This is a genomic window from Pseudomonas sp. SDT291_1_S447 (assembly GCF_054070155.1).
Map to the genome: position 1 here is coordinate 1 of NZ_JBSVXS010000121.1, position 15,763 is coordinate 15,763.

Sequence of the window (15,763 nt, forward strand, 5' to 3'; positions counted from 1 at the left end):
GCCTTCGGCAGCTCCTACAGGTCTGGTGTCAGGGCGTATTGATCAAACAGCCAAAAGCCGCTCGCGCAATTTGGCAATCTCATCGCGCATCTGCGCCGCCGCTTCAAACTCCAGATCCCGCGCCAGCTGATACATCTTCTCTTCCAGCGCACGGATGCGTTTGGTGATCTCGCTCGGCGAGCGCAGTTCGGCTTCGTACTTGGCGTTCTCTTCCGCAGCCTTGGCCATGCCTTTGCGCTTCTTGCTGCGCGAGCCCGGCACAGTGGCGCCTTCCATGATGTCGGCGACGTCCTTGATCACCCCGCGCGGGGTGATGCCGTTTTCCAGGTTGAAAGCGATCTGCTTGTCGCGACGACGCTCGGTCTCGCCAATCGCCCGCTCCATCGAACCGGTCATGCGATCGGCGTAGAGAATCGCCCGGCCATTGAGGTTACGCGCGGCGCGGCCAATGGTCTGAATCAGCGAGCGTTCGGAACGCAGGAAGCCTTCCTTGTCGGCATCAAGAATCGCCACCAGCGACACTTCCGGCATGTCCAGGCCTTCACGCAGCAGGTTGATACCCACCAGCACGTCAAAGGTGCCGAGGCGCAGATCACGGATGATTTCCACGCGCTCGACGGTGTCGATGTCCGAGTGCAAATAACGCACACGCACACCGTGGTCGGCGAGGTAATCGGTGAGGTCTTCGGCCATGCGTTTGGTCAGCGTGGTGACCAGCACCCGCTCCTCGACCGCCACGCGCTTGCTGATTTCCGAGAGCAGATCATCGACCTGAGTCAGCGCCGGACGCACTTCAACCTGCGGGTCGACCAGACCGGTCGGCCGTACCACTTGCTCGACCACCCGCCCGGCGTGCTCGGCTTCGTAGTTGCCCGGGGTTGCCGAAACAAAAATGGTCTGCGGGCTGACCCCTTCCCACTCGTCAAAACGCATCGGCCGGTTATCCAGCGCCGACGGCAGGCGGAAGCCATATTCAACGAGGGTTTCCTTACGCGAACGGTCGCCCTTATACATCGCGCCGACCTGCGGCACGCTGACATGGGACTCGTCGATCACCAGCAAGGCATCGGCTGGCAGGTAATCGTAAAGGGTCGGCGGCGCGGCACCGGCCGGACGCCCGGACAGGTAGCGCGAGTAGTTTTCGATGCCGTTGCAGTAACCCAGCTCGAGGATCATTTCCAGGTCGAAACGGGTGCGCTGTTCCAGACGTTGAGCCTCGACCAGTTTGTTGTTGCTGCGCAGGTATTCGAGGCGCTCCTGCAATTCGACTTTGATGTGTTCGATGGCGTCGAGCAGGGTTTCCCGTGGCGTCACATAGTGGCTCTTCGGGTAAAAGGTGAAGCGCGGCATCTTGCGGATGACTTCGCCGGTCAGCGGGTCGAATGCGGAAATGCTTTCGACCTCGTCATCGAACAGCTCGATGCGGATCGCTTCCAGATCGGATTCCGCCGGGTAGATGTCGATCACATCGCCGCGCACACGGAAGGTCGCACGGGCAAAATCCATGTCGTTGCGGGTGTATTGCAGATCGGCCAGACGCCGCAGCAATGCACGCTGATCGAGCTTGTCGCCGCGATCGACGTGCAAAACCATCTTCAGATAGGTTTCCGGGCTACCCAGACCGTAGATGCACGACACCGTGGTGACGATGATCGCGTCCTTGCGCTCCAACAACGCTTTGGTCGCGGACAGACGCATCTGCTCGATGTGGTCGTTGATCGACGCATCCTTCTCGATGAAGGTGTCGGACGACGGCACATAGGCTTCCGGCTGATAGTAGTCGTAGTAGGAAACGAAGTATTCGACGGCGTTGTTCGGGAAGAACGCCTTGAACTCGCCGTACAACTGCGCGGCCAAGGTCTTGTTCGGCGCCAATACCAGCGTCGGGCGCTGTATCTGCGAGATGACATTGGCGATGCTGAAGGTCTTGCCCGAGCCGGTCACACCGAGCAGCGTCTGGTGCGCCAGCCCGGCCTCGATGCCCTCCACCAATTGGCGGATGGCTTCTGGCTGGTCGCCAGCGGGCTCGAAGCGGGTGACGAGCTGGAATTCGGACATAAACACCTCTGGAATCGCGGCATTCCGAGCAAAGCGGAGCACCACGGGGACGACCGCAAACGACCGGTGTCGCGCAAGAAAAAACCTGGATTGTGCTCAATGTGGTGGCGATTGCCTCACCTTTCAAGGCAAACGTCCTACATCCGGTAAAGACTCTGACACGCGCAGTCGACTAACGGTCAAGAAATAATCGGAAAAACTTACCCGAAAAGCCGAATCGCCTGTCGCCATTGTTCCGTAATGGCCTCTATACTAGCTCCCCGTTTGTGCACCGCTCTAGTGCATCCGGCTGGAGCGCGACACGTCCCTCCATTCTCCATTCAGAGCCGCCGCAATAATGAGCCTGTTCTCCGCTGTCGAAATGGCACCCCGCGATCCAATCCTGGGCCTCAACGAAGCATTCAACGCCGATACCCGGACCACCAAGGTCAACCTGGGCGTGGGTGTTTACTGCAACGAAGAGGGGCGAATTCCACTTCTGCGCGCCGTGATCGAAGCCGAGACGATTCGCGTCGCTCAACACGCTTCGCGCGGTTACCTGCCGATCGATGGCATCGCTGCCTACGACCAGGCCGTGCAAAAGCTGCTGTTCGGCAACGACTCGCCGCTGATCAGCGCCGGTCGCGTCATCACCACTCAGGCCGTCGGCGGGACCGGCGCACTGAAAATCGGTGCCGACTTCCTCAAGCAACTGCTGCCGAACGCTGTCGTGGCGATCAGCGACCCGAGCTGGGAAAACCACCGCGCGCTGTTCGAAACCGCCGGTTTCCCGGTGCAGAACTACCGTTACTACGACGCCGCCACCCACGACGTAAACCGTGCCGGCATGCTCGAAGACCTCAACGCCTTGCCAAACGGCTCGATCGTTATCCTCCACGCTTGCTGCCACAACCCGACCGGCGTCGACCTGACCCCGGCGGACTGGAACAACGTGCTGGACGTGGTCAAGGCCAAAGGTCACGTGCCGTTCCTCGACATGGCTTACCAGGGTTTTGGCGACGGCATCGATGAAGACGCCGCTGCCGTGCGCCTTTTCGCTGAGTCCGGCCTGACCTTCTTCGTTTCGAGCTCGTTCTCCAAATCGTTCTCGCTGTACGGCGAACGCGTTGGCGCCCTGTCGATCATCAGCGAATCGAAAGAAGAAAGCGCGCGCGTGCTGTCGCAAGTCAAACGCGTGATCCGCACCAACTACTCCAACCCGCCAACCCACGGTGCGAGCATCGTTGCCGCTGTTTTGAACAGCCCGGAACTGCGCGCACAGTGGGAAGCCGAACTGGCGGAAATGCGTCTGCGCATTCGCGGCATGCGCGAGCAGATGGTTGCCCTGCTGGCGGAAAAAGCCCCGGGCCGCGACTTCAGCTTCGTTGGTCGTCAGCGCGGCATGTTCTCCTACTCCGGCCTGACCACTGAGCAAGTGCATCGCCTGCGTAACGAGTTCGGCATCTACGCCCTGGACACCGGCCGTATCTGCGTGGCTGCGCTGAACCAGAGCAACATCAAGGCTGTGACAGATGCGATCGTTCAGGTCATCTGATTTCAGCGCGTGATGAAAAACGGGAAGCCTTGGGGCTTCCCGTTTTTTATTTGTCTCAAACTAGCGCCAACACCCTCTAAACTGCACACAAATCAAAAACTGTAGGAGTGAGCCTGCTCGCGATAGCGCCCTGTCAGCCGAAGCATTACTGTCTGACACACCGCTATCGCGAGCAGGCTCACTCCTACAGGGTTTTGTGTACACCCGAGTTTTTTGAGAGAAACCACATGAAAAACGACAACCTGCGCGCCGACCGTGACGACCTGGATGATTTCATCCCCCGCGCCTCGGCCAAACGCGAAAAAAGCCTGGTGCTGCAAGTCGCCGCCGGGGTGTTTCTGGGAGGCCTGGTGCTGTGGCTGGTGCAACTGGCAGCCACTGCGGCCTACGCCAAACTGATGCTGGGCACTATCACCTTCGGCAGTTAAGCCAGTTCGCTCGCGCGCTGAGTCGCGGCATCGTCATAGACGACGTACAGCGATTCGGCGATCTGGCTTTTGATCGCTTTGGTGCTTTCCAGGCCGAGGACGAACCCTTCGGCCTTGCCGCCAGCGCGGTTCAGCTCTTCAGCGCTGCTGGCCTGAGTGATTGCGTCGAAGAGTTTTTCGGCGTGGGGGCCGACGCCTTTGGGCAAGCTGATTTGCGCGATGCTCATGCGAACACCTCGTTGTTGCGGATTGACTGCTTCATGTCACGTACCTTTTCGGCGAATGGCCGGCAGCGCGTGTGACCACTTCCGGGCGGCCATGGTAGACCTCTGCTACGGTTCTGGTAACCGCCAATCGCTGACAAACCACCGTCCGTCCCGAAGATTCACTCATTTTCGCAACCGATGCTTGACTTCTCTTTTTGAATCAGTAACATACGCACCAATTCCGCAATAGCTCAGTTGGTAGAGCAAATGACTGTTAATCATTGGGTCCCTGGTTCGAGTCCAGGTTGTGGAGCCAAATAGCAAAGCCCCTGAATCGAAAGATTCAGGGGCTTTTTTGTGGGCGCTCGAAAAGATCAGAAGATCGCAGCCTTCGGCAGCTCCTACAGATTCAGCGTTCATCCGCAGAATCGGCGGAGTATGAGATCTGTGTAGGAGCTGCCGAAGGCTGCGATCTTTTGATCTTGAAATGAAAAAGGGCCGATCTGCGGTTAACAGATCGACCCTTTTCTATTCAGAGACAGCCGTCAGACGTGCTCGCTACTCTTCACCTGCACCTTCGGCGCACCCTGCCCATGATCGTGATCATCCGGCTCGATCACCGGCACTTCCTTGCCATCACAGTCATGCAGCTTGCCGTCGCTGAAGTAATCGCCTTCACGCAGCGCCGCCAGATCGCGGTAGCGCAAGGTCCGCTCTTCCGCCGCCGCAAACACCGATTGCTGATCCGAGTTACCGGCGGTGAAGTGGTTGAAGGCCAGGTTGAGCAGGATCGCCATGATCGCCGACGAGCTGATGCCCGAGTGGAAAATGGTCGCGAACCAGCTTGGGAAGTGATCGTAGAAGTTCGGCGCAGCAATCGGGATCATGCCGAAACCGATCGAAGTGGCGACGATGATCAGGTTGACGTTGTTGCGGTAATCAACTTTCGACAGCGTACGGATGCCGCTGGCCGCCACGGTGCCGAACAGCACGATACCGGCACCACCGAGCACCGAAGTCGGCACTGCCGCAATGACCCGGCCCATGAATGGCAGCAGGCCGAGGATAACCAGGAAGATACCGCCTGTGGCCACCACGTAACGGCTCTTGATCCCGGTTACCGCCACCAGCCCGACGTTCTGGGCGAAGGCGCTCTGGGTGAACGAACCGAAGATTGGCGCAAACATGCTCGACAGCATGTCCGCCCGCAGACCGTTGCCCAGACGCTTGGAATCGACCTTGGTGCCGATGATTTCACCGACCGCGAGAATGTCCGCCGAAGTTTCCACCAGTGTCACCATGACCACGATGCACATCGACAGAATCGCGGCGAAGTGGAAGGTCGGCATGCCGAAATGGAACGGCGTCGGGAAGCCGAACATCGGCCCGGTGGTGACGTTGGAGAAGTCCGCCATACCGAGGAATACCGCCAGTATCGTGCCGATCACCATGGCCAACAGAATCGACAGACGCGAGATGGTCGAGCTGCCGACCTTGCTCAGCAGCAACACCAGCACCAGCGTGACTGCCGCCAGACCGATGTTCTGCATGCTGCCAAAGTCCGGCGCATGGCTGTTGCCGCCCATCGCCCAGCGTGCGGCCACCGGCATCAGCGTCAGGCCGATGGTGGTGATCACGATACCGGTAACCAATGGCGGGAAGAACTTGGTGATACGTGAGAACACCGGCGTGATCAGCAAGCCGATCAAGGAAGCCGCAATCACCGCGCCGAGCACCGACTGGAAGCCACCCTCCCCGCCACTGCTGACGATCGCGACCATGGTCGCCACGCCGGAGAACGACACGCCCTGCACCAGCGGCAACTGACAGCCAAAAAACGGTAGACCCAGGGTTTGCAGCAGTGTCGCCAGCCCCCCCGCAAACAATGAAGCAGCAATCAGCAAACCAATGTCCGCCGGCGACAGGCCGGCCGCCTGGCCGATGATCAGTGGCACCGCAACGATACCGCCGTACATGGTCAGAACATGTTGCAGGCCATAAGCCATATTCGCGCCGACCCCGAGATTTTCGTCCTCGGGCCGTTGGTGTGAAACATGGGGCGTTTTCATGGTGGGGGGTTCCCTGGTTTTTGTTATGCGCACACTGTATTCAAAACTCGCGACAAGTGTCCATGGTTTTGTATACAAAAAAACAGCGGCGGGTTACTCATCACTCAAACGGCCTGACCACTTGAGTGCTCCCCTATCACGTGGCAGGATCAAGCACCACGCCGTACGGATTAATGGATGCCCGCTGCCGGGCACGAAAAGGACATCACCATGAGTGGAAAGCCCGCTGCACGCGCAACAGATGCCACGACATGCCCTGCCCATGCGGCACAGAAAATAGTTGCCGGCTCCCCCAACGTATTCTTCGATGGTTTGCCAGCCGCGCGCCTCGGCGACCCCGCCTCTTGCGGCAGCTCCATCAACGGCAACATTTCCGCGACCGTTTTCATCAATGGTAAAAACGCCGCCACGCAAGGCAGCCTGGGCAGCCACGGCGACGTTATCGTCGGCGGTTCCGGCACCGTCATCATTGGCCAGAGCGGCGGTGGCGCAGCGATCAGCCCCGTTCCGCCGATCAACTTGGGTTTCGACGAACAGTTCACGTTGCTGGACGCCGATGGCGAGCCCGTACCCGACTTCGCTTACAAGATCACCACCGCGTCGGGCAAGGTAATCCGCGGTGTCACCAATGAGCGCGGACTGACTCAAAGAGTGTCGACCCGCGCGAGCGAAATGCTGCATCTGGAGCCTGACGACCTAGCCTGAGCAGAAAAAAACCAGCGGCTGAATTCACCTGAAAGGAGCTGTAACCAGCATGGCGCAGGCAATCCTCAACAATAACCAGGCTCCCTCGAACCGACAGGGTGGCAGTACGCATCCGGCGGTCGTTGTCACCAAATACACCAAACGGGCTGACGAAAACGGTTGGCTGAGTGTCAAACTCGAGCCTAAGGGCACACTTGTCGCCCTCTGCGAATACACCAAAGTGACCTTCACCAAGGAATCCGGTGGTCGGACCTACTTCCGCATCGCCGACGGCAATTCTGAGTTTGTCGGGCAGACGGCCAGCCTGAAAACCGAAAATGCCTTGAAGTACCTGATGGACACCCCGCCCACAGCGCCGGCCACCGTCAAGGTCAAGTACACCGGAGCACCGGCCCATGCGATATCGGAGTTCAAAGGCAAACTCCTGCAGCAATGGGCACAGGTCAGCTTCAATGGCAAAACGGCGAAGGTGACGCTGAACAGCCAGTGGGGCGGCGAATTTACCCCGATTCCTCCCGGACGCCACCGGATCATGGCACCCGACCGCTCCCACGGAAATATCTCCACAGGTGGCTACAAGGCACAAGGTAATCTGCATTGCACCGACGTCTGGTTTCCCATTGAACTGCAAGGCACAAAAGGCAACAGCAGTCGTTACATCCACGTCGGCCATTTGTCCGACGGCTGTGTAACCTTTTATGAGCTGATCAAATGGAACGATGTTTACGACTACCTGATCTGCCGGCGAGTCAAAGGTGAAGGCGGGAAATATGTCGGTGAATTGCTGGTGGAGAAATAATTGAAACAGCTTCTACTTATCCGATTGATACCCGCGCTGTTGCTGGTCATTGCCAACAGCGCCAGTGCCGACTTTGGCTGTGATGACTTTCTGTCGAAGCTCGCAGACAAGCCATCGTTTGTTGAATTCAAAGGCTGCAAACAGGCGCTTGATCGCATGGGCCAGCCATTTTCAGCCAGCTACGAAGTATCCGGGGCCAATGCTTCGAAAGCCGAACAGTACCTTGAACAGCACTTCGGGATTTCGCCGATCACGCGCGCCTGTTGTGTCTGGGACTCGACCCAAAATGGTTTCAGAGATCCAGCAACAGGCATCAACTACCTGATCAGCATTGGCTCAGAGGAAACAGAGGTCAGGCAACGGGAGTCGTGGGCCAGGATCAATCGCTTCACGATCCAGGTCGATGCTTACGCTGAGGATCCCTGACCAGGCTGGATAAGGCGTCCGAGCACCGGCCTCAACAACTCTGGGCGCGCGACCCGTATCCCGAACTCAACCTCAAGCAGGCCGAGTAGATCTTCTACATCCGCGACCTCACGCCGCTCGCTCTCGGCGCCCATGCGATGAACAGCGAAACTGCCGTTGTTCAGCGTCTTGCGCCAGCCCTCACCGGTACGCGCAACCATAAGACGCTGGGTAAACGGTGACTCAGGATGTGTCGAGACGTACCAGTTGCCAATGGTGTAATCGATGTCTTCCTGGCGTTGCAGATCGAACAGGTACATCGATCGCCATTCCCCCGCCACGTTGGCACGCAGCATGTAGCCGTCGGCCTGTTTTTCAATGCGATAAGGTTCGTGTGGCGTTGGTTGCTCCGCTTCGGTGTCGAGGAGCAGCGGTGCAGTCGGCACCATGCCACCGAAGCCGACATCGGTGATGTAGCGCACATCGTCGATGGTCACCAGGCTCAAGCGGTGCGTGCGCGCCGTCCAGCTGCCTTCCGGCTGATTCATCACTACACGCCCGCTGATAGCGCGTGCGTCGAAGCCCAGTTCAAGCAACAAGGCAAAAAACAGATTGTTCAGCTCATAGCAGTAGCCACCGCGACCACCGAGCAGAACTTTTTCTTCAATGGACGGCAGATCTATCAGTACCGGCGCCCCGGTGATCGTCGCCAGATTCTCGAAAGCAAACACGCCGGTGTGGCGCAGTTGCAATAATCGCAAGCTCTCCAGCGTGGGCGCCGGCGGGGCATCAAACCCGAGGCGTTGCAGGTACAGCTTCAGATTCGTCAGGCGTGGCTCACTCATTGCTCGATCCTTATGCATGGGGCCGCAGGTCACTGCGTTGATGGTCGCCATGTATACGGGATCGGGCACTGTTTTCGACAATTGATTTCGCCAATCGCCCGCTAGCGTTTCTTGCGCGAGCCGATACGAATCCACGTCGGCGCATGGTCACTGGCGTGCGGTTCGTTGCGCACCCAGGCGTCTACGCCGGCCTCATGCAGATAAGGACTCAGCGCCGGGTTGAGCAGCAGATGATCGATGCGCAGGCCGGAATTGGTTTGCCAGTGTTGGCGAAAGTAATCCCAAAACGTGTAGAGGCGATCCTCGGGATACAGATGCCGCAGCGAATCGGTCCAGCCTTGATCCAGCAAGCGCTGATAACACTCGCGACTCTCAGGTTGCAGCAGCGCATCCTTGAGCCAGGAGCGGGTGTTGTAGATGTCCATATCAGTGGGCACGACGTTGTAGTCACCGGCCAGCACCACCGGATGATCGCTGCTTTGCAGGTCCTTCGCGTAGCTGATCAGCCGTTCGAACCAGGCCAGTTTGTAATCAAATTTCGGCCCCGGCTGCGGATTGCCGTTGGGCAGGTACAGGCACCCGACCAGAACGCCGTGCACCGCTGCTTCCAGATAACGGCTGTGCTTGTCATCCGGATCGCCGGGCAAACCGCGACGACTTTCCAGCGGTTGCGCGTCGCGGGCGAGAATCGCCACGCCGTTCCACGAAGCCTGGCCCTGCCATATCGCGCCGTAGCCGGCGGCCTCCAGCTCTGCGGCGGGGAATGCCGTGTCGACAGACTTGAGTTCTTGCAGGCAGGCGATGTCCGGTTGTTCGCGCTTGAGCCAATCCAGCAGATTTGGCAGACGCGCGCGTAAACCGTTGACGTTGTAGGTGGCGATCCGCAGGTTTTTCATCGGCGCAGGCTCCTGCCCGTGGGCTGTGAAAATTGTGACCTCGTGAACATCGTGGCGGTTGCATCGGATCCACCCGGTGCGGCGTAATAGGCGCTCGCCTTTCGCCCGCACTGCCGAGACCTGATCGCTATGAAAACCACGCTGCAAGGTCAGCGCATTCTTCTGCGCCCGCTTGAGTATGCCGATGCCGCCGCCCTGCTCCACGCGGCCGCCGACGGCGAGCTGTGGAATCTCACCGTCACGGTCGTGCCTTCAGCAAGCACCGTCGACAGCTACCTGACAAAAGCCCTCGATGGCCGTGACGCCGGTACCGTGATGCCGTTTGTCATTGTCTTGAAAGACACCGGGGAAGTGATCGGTTCAACCCGCTTCTGGAAAATAGACCCGCTCAATCGCAAGCTGGAAATCGGCAGCAGCTGGATCTCCGCGAGTTGGCAGAAATCCTTCGTCAACACCGAAGCCAAGTACCTGATGCTGTGTCACGCCTTCGACGTGCTTGATTGCGTGCGTGTGCAGTTCACCACCGACGAGAACAACCAGAAGTCACGCAACGCGATTCTGCGCCTTGGCGCGCAGCAGGAAGGCATCGTCCGTCATGAGCGGATCATGCCGGACGGACGCAAGCGCAACTCGGTGCGCTTCAGCATCATCGACGACGAGTGGCCGCAGGTACGCCAACAACTGGAACAGAAACTCGCCCGCGACCGGTAATGCTCAGGCGCGATTGCGCAGCCATTGCAGGAAGCCTTTTTTCGGTGCAACCACCGGCGTTTCCTCGGTCAGCGATTGCGCCTTGTGCAGGCGGTAATCGAGCAAGGTTTTCATGGCATCGCTGATATCGTGGCGAGCGTCCAGACACGGCTTCAGGTAAGTCTTCTCGATGCGGTACAGGGCGCAGAAGGTTTTCGCGGCAAACTTGGCCGGCACAGAAGAATCGGAAAGTATGCCGGCCTCGCCGATCACTTCGCCGGGGCCCATGCGCCCGGACTCGAACGGCGTGCCATGGCGGGTCAAGGTCACCGTGACCACACCCGACTCGATAATGAACAAGTGATCGCTGACCTCCCCCGCCTCAAGAATCGTCTCGCCGGCACGGAAGGTTTGCAGGGTCATGTTCTGGCTGAAGGTTTCTTTCTCTTCTTGGCGCAACGTCGAGAAAATCGGCGAGCTGTCGAGCAATGCCCGTGGCCGCGAAAGGTTGGCTGGCGCACCGGTTTCATTGCTCGATAGCAAACTCACCCCGGACGCCTGTAAGTGCCGATAGGCCAGATCGAACAACTGATTGCGCACCACACGCTTCTCGCCCATCGAGGCGACGAAACCGCTGATCTCGTATTCCGCACCGCTACTGCCGGAGCTTTTCAGCGCCACACTGGGCGCGGGAGTATCGAGCAACTGGCGGCAGCCCTGCATCGCCCGCTCCAGCGCATCGATTACCGAGCTGGGCCGCGCATGCGGGCTGACCTGCACGCTGACTGCGACGCCGAACATATTGCTCGGCCGACTGAAGTTGATGATCTTCGCCTTGGCCGCCAGCGAGTTGGGGATCACCGCCATGCTGCCCTGACTGGTCTGCAGGCGAGTGGCGCGCCAATCGATATCGGTGACTCGGCCTTCGGTGCCGTCGATGGAAATCCAGTCATCCAGTTGATACGGCTTGGTGGTGTTGAGGACGATCCCGGAAAACACATCGCTGAGCGTGCTCTGCAAAGCCAGACCGACGATGATTGCCAGCGCACCGGACGTCGCCAGCACACCTTTGACCGGCAGATCCAGCACGTAGGCCAGCGCAGCAATTATCGCGATAAGGAAAATCACCGCGCCGAGCAAGTCCTGCAACAGCCGCCCGGTGTGGCCGACTCGCTGCATCATTACCGCGCCGATCAACACCGTCAGGGTGCGCGCACCGAACAACCACCAGCCAATCTGCAACCCGGTCGCCGCCAGATGCAGCGGCACGTTGTCGGCCCACGGTGCGGGCTCCATCGGGTTGAGACCTTCGTTGAACAGCAGCACGCTGAACAAAGTGAAAATCAGCACCCGCACCAGCAGTTTCCACTCACTGCCATGGGAACTGATCAGACGCCACAGGCCCAGATCGAGAAGGATCAGGATCAACGCGCAGAACAACGGGTGTTCAGTGAGCAGAGACAGCATCAAACAACTCCGACGGGGGCCAATCGCGAGAAGATCGCACAGATTGAGCAAGTGTAGGAGCAATTGATTTCAGAGCATGAACACCCGCGCCAAAACACCACAAACCCCATGTAGGAGTGAGCCTGCTCGCGATGGCGGGCTATCAGTCGAAATCTCTTTGACTGACCCACCGCTATCGCGAGCAGGCTCACTCCTACAGGTATTGCGTAAGGCCTGGGTTATTTGCCGTTGGTCAGGCTGTTGTAGCTGGTGAACAGGTTGCGGTAGTCCGGGATGTGGTTGGAGAACAGCGTGCCCAGCCCTTCGATGTCGTTGCGCCAGTCGCGGTGCAGCTCACAGGCCAGACCGAACCAGGTCATCAATTGCGCACCGGCGCTGGACATGCGATTCCACGCCGATTCACGGGTCAGTTCGTTGAACGTACCGGACGCATCCGTCACCACGAACACATCGAAACCTTCTTCCAGCGCCGACAGCGCCGGAAATGCCACGCAAACCTCAGTGACCACACCGGCAATGATCAACTGTTTCTTGCCGGTGGCCTTGATTGCCTTGACGAAGTCTTCGTTGTCCCAAGCGTTGATCTGCCCCGGGCGGGCGATGTACGGCGCGTCCGGGAACAGTGCTTTCAGTTCCGGCACCAGCGGGCCGTTGGGGCCGGTTTCGAAACTGGTGGTAAGGATCGTCGGCAGCTTGAAGTACTTGGCCAGATCGGCCAGGGCCAGCACGTTGTTCTTGAATTTGTCCGGATCAATATCGCGTACCAGCGACAGCAGCCCGGCCTGGTGGTCGACCAGCAGCACCGCGGCGTTGTTCTTGTCCAGACGTTTGTATTGAGTGGTCATTGCAGTAATCCTCGCGGGTGGTAGAGGCCGACGGGCGTCGGCATCAGGAGACTCGATCAGCGCTGGGAATCCAGCACTTCGTGTTCGTTCGCGACTTGCTGAGCCTTGAGGTAGCTTTCGATCAGCAATTGATAATGCGGCATGGCCTGGGCGTAGACCGCCGCCCACTGCTCGGCATCGGGACGGTTCCACGAGCCTTGCAGCTCGGAAAGCGTAGCCATGATGTCGATCGGCACCACCCCGGCCTGGGCCAAACGGGCAACTGTCAGATCAGTGGCCAGTTTCGAGTGATTGCCGGACGCGTCGACCACGGCAAAAACCTTGTAGCCTTCGTGCACGGCGGCGATCGACGGGAACGCCAAGCAGACGCTGGTGAGGGTGCCGGCAATCACCAGGGTTTTCTTGCCGGTGGCTTTGACCGCTGCGTGAAATTCCGGATTGTCCCAGGCATTGATTTCGCCCTTGCGTGCCACGTATTGCGCATGCGGCGCGGCTTCGTGAATTTCCGGAATCAACGGCCCGTTCGGCCCCTGCGGTACCGAGGCGGTGGTGATTACCGGCATCTTCAGCAGGGTCGCGGCTTTGGCCAGTGCGATGGCATTGGCGCGCAGTTGCGGCACGTCCATGTCTTTGACGATCTGGAACAGACCGCTCTGGTGGTCGATCAGCAGCATCGCTGCGTCACTGGCATCGATGGTCGGTTTCTGGCCGTCGAAGTTCGCTGCATTGACAGTATTCATGGGCGTTTCCTCTTTTCTATAGGCAACAGCCATCCCTGGCCTGCGAACCGGCCTACGCATCCTGTGTAGAGCGGAGTGGTGGTGCGTTAAGCGTGCATCTGGCCGAAGCGGCCGGACTGGAAGTCGGCGAAGGCCTGGTGGATTTCCTGCTCGGTGTTCATCACGAACGGGCCGTGGCCGACGATCGGTTCGTCGATCGGCTCGCCGCTGAGCAACAACACCACCGCGTCCTGGCTGGCTTCGAGAGTCAGTTGCTGGCCGTCACGTTCGAACAGCGCCAACTGCCCTTCGCGCACCGCTTCCACACCATTGACCTGCACCGAGCCTTTCAACACCACCAGCGCCGTGTTGCGGCCTTCATGCAGATCCAGCGTCAGCAATTTGCCGGCGTTGAGGCGCAGATCCCACACGTCGATCGGCGTGAAGGTACGCGACGGGCCGGTGTGGCCATCGAACTCACCGGCGATCAGCCGCAGGCTGCCGGCGTTGTCCTTGAGCACGATGCTCGGGATGTCGCGGTCGAGAATGGTCTGGTAGCCCGGCGCGGCCATTTTGTCCTTGGCCGGCAGGTTGACCCACAGCTGGACCATTTCCAGTTTGCCGCCGGTTTTGGCGAAGTTTTCCGAATGGAACTCCTCGTGGAGGATTCCGGAAGCGGCGGTCATCCATTGCACATCGCCCGGGCCGATCACGCCGCCGCTGCCGGTCGAGTCGCGGTGCTGCACTTCGCCTTCATAAACGATAGTCACGGTTTCGAAACCACGGTGCGGATGCTGACCAACGCCACGCCGCTCGGTGGTCGGGGTGAAATCGGCGGGACCAGCATGATCGAGCAGCAGGAACGGGCTGATGTGTTTGCCCAGGTTGTCGTAGGAAAACAGCGTGCGAACCGGGAAACCATCGCCGACCCAATGGCCGCGCGGGCTGGTGTAGATACCGATGATGTTTTTCATGGTTGTCTCCAATTGGGTTGAGTGATGCGATGGATCAAGCTTAAATCCATGACCATTAATGCACTAGACTGCAAAAATCAGCCTTAGCGTTCTATCTGGAGAACGATGGTGGAAGACCTCAACACCCTCTACTACTTCACCCAAGTGGTCGAACATCATGGTTTCGCTGCCGCCGGGCGCGCACTGGACATGCCGAAATCGAAACTCAGCCGGCGGATTTCCGAACTGGAAGAACGCCTCGGCGTGCGCTTGCTGCATCGCACCAGCCGCCATTGTTCATTGACCGAAATCGGCCAGGCCTATTACCAGCGCTGCCTCGCCATGCGCGTCGAGGCCGAAAGCGCCGCCGAGCTGATCGAACGCAACCGCTCCGAACCTCAAGGTCTGGTGCGTCTGAGTTGCCCGACGGCGCTGCTCAACTCCTGGGTCGGGCCGATGCTCACGCGCTACATGCTCAAGTACCCGCTGGTGGAGTTGTTTATCGAGAGCACCAACCGCCGGGTCGATTTGATTCACGAAGGATTCGACATTGCGTTGCGGGTGCGTTTTCCACCACTGGAGAACACCGACATGGTCATGAAGGTGCTGGGCAACAGCACACAATCGGTGGTCGGCAGCCCGCAGTTCGTCGAACGCCTGTCGTCACCGCCCTCGCCCGCCGACCTCAATGGTTTGCCGAGCCTGCATTGGGGCGCCGCGCAGCGCGAGTATCAGTGGGAGCTGCTCGGGCCGAATGACAACACGGCGCTGATTCGGCATACACCGCGAATGGTTACCGATGATTTGATTGCCTTGCGCCAGGCGGTGATTGCCGGCGTTGGCGTGGCGCATCTGCCGAGCGTAGTCGTGCGAGAGGACATTGCCGCCGGACGCGTCGTCGAGCTGATTCCGGGTTGGGCGCCCAAGTGCGGGGTGGTGCATGCGATTTTCCCATCGCGGCGCGGGTTGTTGCCGTCGGTGCGTACGTTGATTGATTTTCTCGGGGAGGAGTTTGCGCATAGCGACATTGCCTGAATCGGTGGTGCGCCCTTCGCGAGCAGGCTCGCTCCCACAAGAGCACGCATTCCAATGTGGGAGATTCTATGGTTGAGGGGAAGCCCTCAACTGACTTTTGCCTGATATT

General features: G+C 59.2%; 16 protein-coding genes and 1 tRNA gene. 8 read left to right on the plus strand and 9 right to left on the minus strand.

Annotated features, from left to right (window positions below):
- Positions 1-42: 42 nt before the first annotated feature.
- Positions 43-2,058: an excinuclease ABC subunit UvrB gene (gene uvrB, locus ACW9IR_RS24640; protein WP_007913411.1), complete on the minus strand. Its 2,016-nt coding sequence runs from the start codon at positions 2,056-2,058 to the stop codon at positions 43-45.
- Positions 2,059-2,395: 337 nt separating this feature from the next.
- Between uvrB and ACW9IR_RS24645 the strand changes: the two genes are divergently transcribed.
- On the plus strand, positions 2,396-3,592 hold the full coding sequence (locus ACW9IR_RS24645; RefSeq protein ID WP_007913409.1) for an amino acid aminotransferase: 1,197 nt from the start codon (positions 2,396-2,398) through the stop codon (positions 3,590-3,592).
- A gap of 227 nt (positions 3,593-3,819) precedes the next feature.
- Complete coding sequence (locus ACW9IR_RS24650) at positions 3,820-4,020, plus strand: hypothetical protein (RefSeq protein WP_053118898.1); 201 nt, start codon at positions 3,820-3,822, stop codon at positions 4,018-4,020.
- Here ACW9IR_RS24650 and ACW9IR_RS24655 read toward each other — a convergent pair.
- Complete coding sequence (locus ACW9IR_RS24655; protein ID WP_095123433.1) at positions 4,017-4,247, minus strand: hypothetical protein; 231 nt, start codon at positions 4,245-4,247, stop codon at positions 4,017-4,019. The two genes, ACW9IR_RS24650 and ACW9IR_RS24655, sit on opposite strands and share 4 nt — an antisense overlap.
- A gap of 219 nt (positions 4,248-4,466) precedes the next feature.
- On the opposite strand from ACW9IR_RS24655, the gene ACW9IR_RS24660 reads away from it, so the two are divergent.
- A tRNA-Asn gene (locus tag ACW9IR_RS24660) sits at positions 4,467-4,542 on the plus strand.
- Between the two features lie 229 nt (positions 4,543-4,771).
- On the opposite strand, the gene ACW9IR_RS24665 is transcribed toward ACW9IR_RS24660, so the two are convergent.
- On the minus strand, positions 4,772-6,295 hold the full coding sequence (locus ACW9IR_RS24665; protein WP_095123368.1) for a nucleobase:cation symporter-2 family protein: 1,524 nt from the start codon (positions 6,293-6,295) through the stop codon (positions 4,772-4,774).
- A 210-nt stretch (positions 6,296-6,505) separates the two neighbouring features.
- Between ACW9IR_RS24665 and ACW9IR_RS24670 the strand changes: the two genes are divergently transcribed.
- Genes ACW9IR_RS24670 through ACW9IR_RS24680 form a run of 3 tightly spaced genes read left to right on the plus strand, consistent with a single transcriptional unit; the run spans position 6,506 to position 8,225 of the window.
- On the plus strand, positions 6,506-7,000 hold the full coding sequence (locus tag ACW9IR_RS24670) for a PAAR domain-containing protein (protein WP_457465320.1): 495 nt from the start codon (positions 6,506-6,508) through the stop codon (positions 6,998-7,000).
- A gap of 49 nt (positions 7,001-7,049) precedes the next feature.
- Positions 7,050-7,799: a hypothetical protein gene (locus tag ACW9IR_RS24675; RefSeq protein WP_102900937.1), complete on the plus strand. Its 750-nt coding sequence runs from the start codon at positions 7,050-7,052 to the stop codon at positions 7,797-7,799.
- Positions 7,800-8,225, plus strand: a complete 426-nt coding sequence (locus ACW9IR_RS24680; protein ID WP_102900936.1) for a DUF4952 domain-containing protein — start codon at positions 7,800-7,802, stop codon at positions 8,223-8,225.
- On the opposite strand, the gene ACW9IR_RS24685 is transcribed toward ACW9IR_RS24680, so the two are convergent.
- A complete protein-coding gene (locus ACW9IR_RS24685) occupies positions 8,207-9,049 on the minus strand; it encodes an arylamine N-acetyltransferase family protein (protein ID WP_457465321.1) in 843 nt (280 codons plus the stop codon). The two genes, ACW9IR_RS24680 and ACW9IR_RS24685, sit on opposite strands and share 19 nt — an antisense overlap.
- Before the next feature lie 101 nt (positions 9,050-9,150).
- Entirely contained in the window at positions 9,151-9,945 is a 795-nt protein-coding gene (xth, locus tag ACW9IR_RS24690) for an exodeoxyribonuclease III (RefSeq protein ID WP_095047670.1), read from the minus strand.
- Positions 9,946-10,074: 129 nt separating this feature from the next.
- On the opposite strand from xth, the gene ACW9IR_RS24695 reads away from it, so the two are divergent.
- Positions 10,075-10,656 carry a GNAT family N-acetyltransferase gene (locus ACW9IR_RS24695; RefSeq protein WP_150705736.1) on the plus strand — a complete coding sequence of 194 codons (582 nt, stop codon included), beginning with the start codon at positions 10,075-10,077 and terminating at the stop codon, positions 10,654-10,656.
- Positions 10,657-10,659: 3 nt separating this feature from the next.
- On the opposite strand, the gene ACW9IR_RS24700 is transcribed toward ACW9IR_RS24695, so the two are convergent.
- From ACW9IR_RS24700 to ACW9IR_RS24715, 4 genes are all read right to left on the minus strand, one after another.
- Positions 10,660-12,102 (minus strand): mechanosensitive ion channel domain-containing protein, encoded by a 1,443-nt coding sequence (locus ACW9IR_RS24700; protein WP_457465322.1) that lies wholly within the window; start codon positions 12,100-12,102, stop codon positions 10,660-10,662.
- 218 nt (positions 12,103-12,320) lie between these two features.
- A complete protein-coding gene (ycaC, locus tag ACW9IR_RS24705) occupies positions 12,321-12,947 on the minus strand; it encodes an isochorismate family cysteine hydrolase YcaC (protein WP_457465323.1) in 627 nt (208 codons plus the stop codon).
- Positions 12,948-13,003: 56 nt separating this feature from the next.
- The gene (locus tag ACW9IR_RS24710; RefSeq protein ID WP_064116839.1) at positions 13,004-13,687 is read right to left on the minus strand and encodes an isochorismatase family protein; all 684 of its coding nucleotides are present in this window, start codon (positions 13,685-13,687) and stop codon (positions 13,004-13,006) included.
- 86 nt (positions 13,688-13,773) lie between these two features.
- On the minus strand, positions 13,774-14,640 hold the full coding sequence (locus ACW9IR_RS24715) for a pirin family protein (RefSeq protein WP_110719711.1): 867 nt from the start codon (positions 14,638-14,640) through the stop codon (positions 13,774-13,776).
- 105 nt (positions 14,641-14,745) lie between these two features.
- On the opposite strand from ACW9IR_RS24715, the gene ACW9IR_RS24720 reads away from it, so the two are divergent.
- Complete coding sequence (locus ACW9IR_RS24720; RefSeq protein ID WP_457465324.1) at positions 14,746-15,654, plus strand: LysR substrate-binding domain-containing protein; 909 nt, start codon at positions 14,746-14,748, stop codon at positions 15,652-15,654.
- Positions 15,655-15,763: the final 109 nt, after the last annotated feature.